The 5553-nt window shown below is 31.0% G+C and carries 7 protein-coding genes; all 7 read left to right on the top strand.

Translation table 11 applies throughout. The annotated features are described in order from the left end of the window. The first annotated feature begins 205 nt into the window (after positions 1-205). Positions 206-1000, top strand: coding sequence for a hypothetical protein (locus DNU06_RS17155; protein ID WP_111064738.1), 795 nt, complete (start codon positions 206-208; stop codon positions 998-1000). Position 1001: 1 nt separating this feature from the next. After that, positions 1002-1838 (top strand): hypothetical protein, encoded by an 837-nt coding sequence (locus DNU06_RS17150; RefSeq protein ID WP_111064737.1) that lies wholly within the window; start codon positions 1002-1004, stop codon positions 1836-1838. 144 nt (positions 1839-1982) lie between these two features. After that, the gene (locus DNU06_RS17145; RefSeq protein ID WP_111064736.1) at positions 1983-2630 is read left to right on the top strand and encodes a hypothetical protein; all 648 of its coding nucleotides are present in this window, start codon (positions 1983-1985) and stop codon (positions 2628-2630) included. Positions 2631-2845: 215 nt separating this feature from the next. Beyond that, positions 2846-3451, top strand: a complete 606-nt coding sequence (locus DNU06_RS17140) for a tetratricopeptide repeat protein (protein WP_158526945.1) — start codon at positions 2846-2848, stop codon at positions 3449-3451. Between the two features lie 20 nt (positions 3452-3471). After that, the gene (locus tag DNU06_RS17135) at positions 3472-3906 is read left to right on the top strand and encodes a hypothetical protein (protein WP_111064734.1); all 435 of its coding nucleotides are present in this window, start codon (positions 3472-3474) and stop codon (positions 3904-3906) included. An 85-nt stretch (positions 3907-3991) separates the two neighbouring features. Continuing rightward, positions 3992-4459 (top strand): hypothetical protein, encoded by a 468-nt coding sequence (locus DNU06_RS17130; RefSeq protein ID WP_146239316.1) that lies wholly within the window; start codon positions 3992-3994, stop codon positions 4457-4459. Positions 4460-4486: 27 nt separating this feature from the next. After that, positions 4487-5161, top strand: coding sequence for a DUF2625 domain-containing protein (locus DNU06_RS17125; RefSeq protein WP_111064732.1), 675 nt, complete (start codon positions 4487-4489; stop codon positions 5159-5161). Positions 5162-5553: the final 392 nt, after the last annotated feature.

Raw genomic sequence — 5553 nt, 5'->3', positions numbered from 1 at the left:
AAATTTGATTCAAGTTTTTGAATCTACATTTAAAGAACGAATAGCAATAATTGAATAAGAAAACGATTTGCCAACAACAAGTAAAAACTACAGCAAAGCTGTTCGGCATAAATGCCTATTTTTACTCAAACGTTATAAGCAATGCGTGTAGATTTTGAAAAGAGAATTACAACCAGTTTTTAGTCAAAAAAATTAATTATATAAAATGATAAAACTATTTTTAATTGTAGTAATTTACATCACCGCATCAACTGTTGCTTACGCACAGGAAGGAGACGTTAAACTCTCGAAAAAAGAAAAAAGGTACATCCACCCCAAATCTAGGTATTTATGTTTCTCATCAGGTTGGGGATTCACATCAACTATTATCAAAGATCCAAATGATTTTCTTGATCAAGGAATTATCCAAGGTAATAATTCATTTGTGCCAAGCTTTACATATGAACACGGCATTAGCAATAGCTTTTTTATTGAAGTTGGATACGCCCGAATAGATCAAGGTATACGCTACACAAGATCTGTTGGCGAATTGTCGAGTTCTAGCTATTCTTCAAGTTATCAAAATCATGATATTCAAATAGGAGGTGGCTATCGAATTATCAATCAGAATAACCTTAACTTTTTTAATGTTCATACTGGTTTTTTTATAGGTTTTGCCAATAAAAAAATATCTGAATTACAACAAATATATGGATTTAACGAAACAGATTCCTATACGGGATTAAAATATGAAATTAACGTTAATATTAATAGTTTTAAATCAGTAGCTTTTGGACCATATCTTGGAATTTCTAAAGAATTAAGACTATCTAAGGATGTTCGTCTTTTTGCAAAATACATTTACCGTTTCGGATTAATTCCTATTCTTAAAGGAGAATTTCATTTAACATCAGATGAAATAGATTTTTTACAAGAACCTGCTACATTTAAAGTGACAAGTGGTGGAGCATTTGTTACGTTCGGATTAAAAATCGGATTATTTAATAATAAATTGAATTGAGATGTTGAAAAACTTAAGGGCCATTTTGCTAATATTCATATTTCTTAATACTAGTAATATTTATGGGCAAAATAATAATTTTAAAAAGATTGAAACGAGTATTAATAAATATTTTGAAAAAGCAGCCATTATGCCCAACAAACATATTTTAAGCATATTGCCTTCGGTCAACCAATATCCGATAATATTTCAAAGTCCTCCAGTCTTGTTTGAAAAGGATCACAAACGAAATTTAGTAGGAGGAATTGTTAATATAGTAGATGCGTTTTACTTCAATTATGAGTACACATTAAATCATAATATATTTGTTGAGGCTGGATTTAAATATTTAAACTATTACACAAGTTATGGCACTAACGATTGGTTGATACAAAGTGGTCATAGAGGAACAAGTACAAGTGCATATTCAACATATTCTTTTGATTTTGGAGGTGGTTATAGAGTGGTTATGAAAAACAATTTAAGACTATTTGATGTTCATATTGGTTTTTCAACCGCATTTACAGATAATAAGGTTGGTACTGGTGAAGAAAGTTACCTAAATGAGCCCTATCAAGATGGTATGGGGAATATTGGAACTCTAGAAATATATTCTAACTATACCATAACAAAAAGATTCAATTTAGGATTTTATATAGGTCTTTCAAAAGATATTAGAGTGACTGATAATTTGTATCTTACTGCTAGGTATAATAATTCTTTTGGGCAAAATAATACATTTTCAGAACATACATTTGCTTATTCTCTATCAACATATGGCATTGTAAATGAAGTTAAAGGCAATTTAACAACCAAAGGGCAAATGTATGCTATTGGTTTAAGGTGGGTTTTTAATTAGCAAAATAATTGTTCTGGCTGATATGTCCATTCAAAGCTTTAAAAAAATGGAATGAAAAGCTCATAACAACAAGCATATTTCATAGCTGTTTCGTACCTTACAGCAACGAAAACATGCTCAACCGTTAGCATTTATTAGTTAAAGATGAAAATTACAGCATTAAATATATCAATAGTATGCATTATTAGTCTATTCTTTAGCTGTAATTCGATTCCAACTAATCAGACAGAACAATTGGAATCAAATACAATACAAGCGGACTCAATAACTAAAAAAGAAAATACACTAACTTATGAATACACTAATGATTCAATTAAACTTTCAAATGCTATTGATTCTATTTGGGATTGTGAAGGTGTACAATATTTAGAGAAAAAAATTATAAGACAGTCTTCAAAAAAGAGACATTTAACTATCATACCTTTCAAGAACGAGTTTAATATAACTGTAAAACTAATGGAAGATAATGGTTTTAATTATGTAACTCATTTAAGTTTTATTATAACTCCAAAAGAAAATTGGAAAATTGAATATCATAATACAATTGAAAATAAATTTATTGCATTTGATGTATGGAATGCGAATATTGAAAAAGAACATGACATTAATAAACTAAGAAATAATATAGCCATTGTTCTCTCAGAAAGAAAAAAGGAGTTGAATGAAAAACTTAGATATAAATACAATTTGAAAAAATATGTTTACACAGTTGACGGAAGCTACATGGGACTCGTGTACTTTTATGGATTACATCAGTTTAAAATCGATAGCGCAGCAATTGTTAATTCATAAAAACAAATGCTAACAAATTGTATAAAACATAGCTAGTTTTCACGAAATTATAAAGTTTTGTGCATAACAGAAAGTACCGCCAAATGTTTAATTTGGTGTTTAAAATAAAAAGTTAAAAACAAAATATAAAAATGTGGCTCTGTGCTAAACGGAAGTTTGTACATTTAAACACGCAACGTTTCATACATAGGACGTTGTACACAATTGCGATTGAGATGAAACACAAATTAATTTTAGGAATATTACTGTTGTGCATTTCACAAATTGGATGTGTAAGTGATGGAGTAGAATATGACAAAGATTACACTGATTCAGAAAATATTGTAAATGCACCTGACAACAATGCGGACAACACTCAAAAGGCTCAATATCATTTTGAGCTTACTCTTAAAAAAGCAGTGCTTGATAAAGATATTGTTGGTGACTGGGAAGGAGCTGTAAAAGAACTTGATAAAGCCATAGAATTAAGCCCTGAATTTCAGAAGGCATACCACTATCGAGCAATATTACATTCTACTTTACAACAAAAAGAACAGGCAATGAAGGATATTGATAAAGCTATTGAGTTAGATAATAAATCAGTTGAATCGTATTTTGTGCGTGCAGGGTTATTTGCTGAACAAGGTAATTTTAAAAATACAGTAGCTGAGCTGGATGTAATAATCAGTCTTGACCCTAATAACGGCAAAGCGTATGACCGCAGAGGATACGCGAAAATAGAATTAGGAGAGAAAGATAGTGGTTGCCAAGACTTAAATAAAGCCAGAGAGTTGGGATATATGGTGGAAAATAATACAGGTGATAAATTAATCTGCAATTAGAAAGAAAATATAGTGATTACATGAAGTCGAAGTTTAAATTGTTTTGGGTAGGACTTTCATTGGCTATAATAGTTTTTCCGGCAGTTTTAGCTGTAGGTATATTTATTAAACCATACAATAGACATTTAAATGGTGACTTACCAAAGGAGTTTTATTTGGTTTGGATGATTATTGCTTTTGTTTTTATGCTTTACCTAGCTTTAACAAGAATAAACATTTTGCATGTCGACCCAAAAGTGATAAAAACGACAAATCTGATTTCTCGTAAGAAGCAAGAGATTTATTTCAGTTCATTAGATGGATATAAGAGTAAAATGGAATGGTCTCATTCAGGTAGCCATGAATTAATAACACTTAAAAAGGATAATAAAAGTGTCTTGAAAATTTCTTCTTTTTATTATTCAAACTTTAATGAAATTAAAAAAATACTTGAAGACGAATTAAAAGAAATATAAAAAGTGTACAACAACAAATAAAATTTACTGCTAGCGCAGTTCGGCATAAATGCCTAATTTTATTCAAGCGTTGTGTACAATAAAGATGATAGATATATATACTTATGAGTTGAATGGTCAACCAAATTTAATTGAGAATAGAATTCGAAATGCCATGAGCAAACGACATTCTGTACTTGATTTACAAAGTGCCAAGAAGCATCTTTATTTAAATAGCGAAGGTAAATCGTTTTTGGGTAATGAGTCAGATAATAAGTTATACGGCACAAGGTTGAGGGGAATGCCTCTCAACTTAATGCCTAAATTGATATTTAAACTTTCTAAAGAATTTGAATACAAGCAAATTAAAATAAGATTAAGTATACTTTCATTCTTAATAGTTGTAATGCTTACAGGAATGATTTTGCATTCAGTTTACTCATACATTCAAGATACAGTTTTGATATTTGACTACAAGGTGATCTCCATTTTATTGCTGGCTTATATTATGCTGATTATTCTAGAAATAAACATTACAAAGAAATTAATTTTTAAAGTTGTTAACGATAAGTAAATCTAGACAACAGTTTATTTTTTTAAAATGAAACAACTACATGAATTAATAAATACAGAAGAACCAGGCTGGTTAATTGTACTTGACTTGTTTAATAACGCAACCAATAAAGTTGAAGTTCTAACAAAAGATAATGGTAAAGCTGATGCAGCTATTTACAATTGTCAAGTTACCACCCGTTCACCAATGGGAGCAATTATTTATGAAACAGGAGGAATATTAGTTGATAATGGTTGGATTCGAATCCTTGGTTCTGGGAACGAAAAAATACAACGTAATTTACCAGAATGGAATAAAGGAAAATCCATAGCAGAATATGGCCAACAAGCGCCATATCTATTGGTAGCTGATGATGTAATTGGCGGTTTTTTTGCTATAAATGGTGGAGAATTTGGAGATGATTTAGGTCAGTTGTATTATTTCGCACCTGATTGTCTTTCATGGGAACCAATGGAAATGGGATATTCTGATTTTATACGGTGGACTTTTAACGGTAATTTAGAACAGTTTTATGAAGGTTTTAGATGGGAAAACTATAAAGAAGAACTGGAAAAACTGAATTGGAATAATGTTTTTGGATTCTATCCCTTTTTACACACCGAATACGACAACATTAATGATTTAAGTCGGAAGCCAATTTCAATTGAGGAAATTTGGAACCTTCAACTTGAGATGAAAAAACAGTACACAACACAAAAATAAAATTTACCGCTGGCGCGGTTCGGCATAAATGCCTAATTTTATTCTAACGTTACATGCCATTGGCGATTTGTTGAATTGGAGTAAACCACAGTAAAAAAATACCACCCCACAGTAACCCTAACCGCGGAAATCTCGGAAAAAAGCTGCTTAACTTGCAAGAATATTCGTAACCAAGAACATTTTTTTAATTGCGATTTTACGCGGGAATTTTCTCCCAAAACTCAGGAGATTGGGGATTTTTACTGGAGGAGCTAGCCACTGTACATCAATTTTACTGGGAAAGTTAGGGTGTATGAAGGTGCCGACCATCAGAAAGAAATGTTTTGAAGCCAAGTAAAAACATTAGAGAGACCGAGAAGTTTCGCTAGTATTAGCGGAAATCACTCGGCCGA

Source organism: Putridiphycobacter roseus (genome assembly GCF_003234935.1).
Classification (GTDB): Bacteria; Bacteroidota; Bacteroidia; order Flavobacteriales_D; family Crocinitomicaceae; genus Putridiphycobacter; species Putridiphycobacter roseus.
This window is presented reverse-complemented; position numbering and strand designations above follow the sequence as displayed.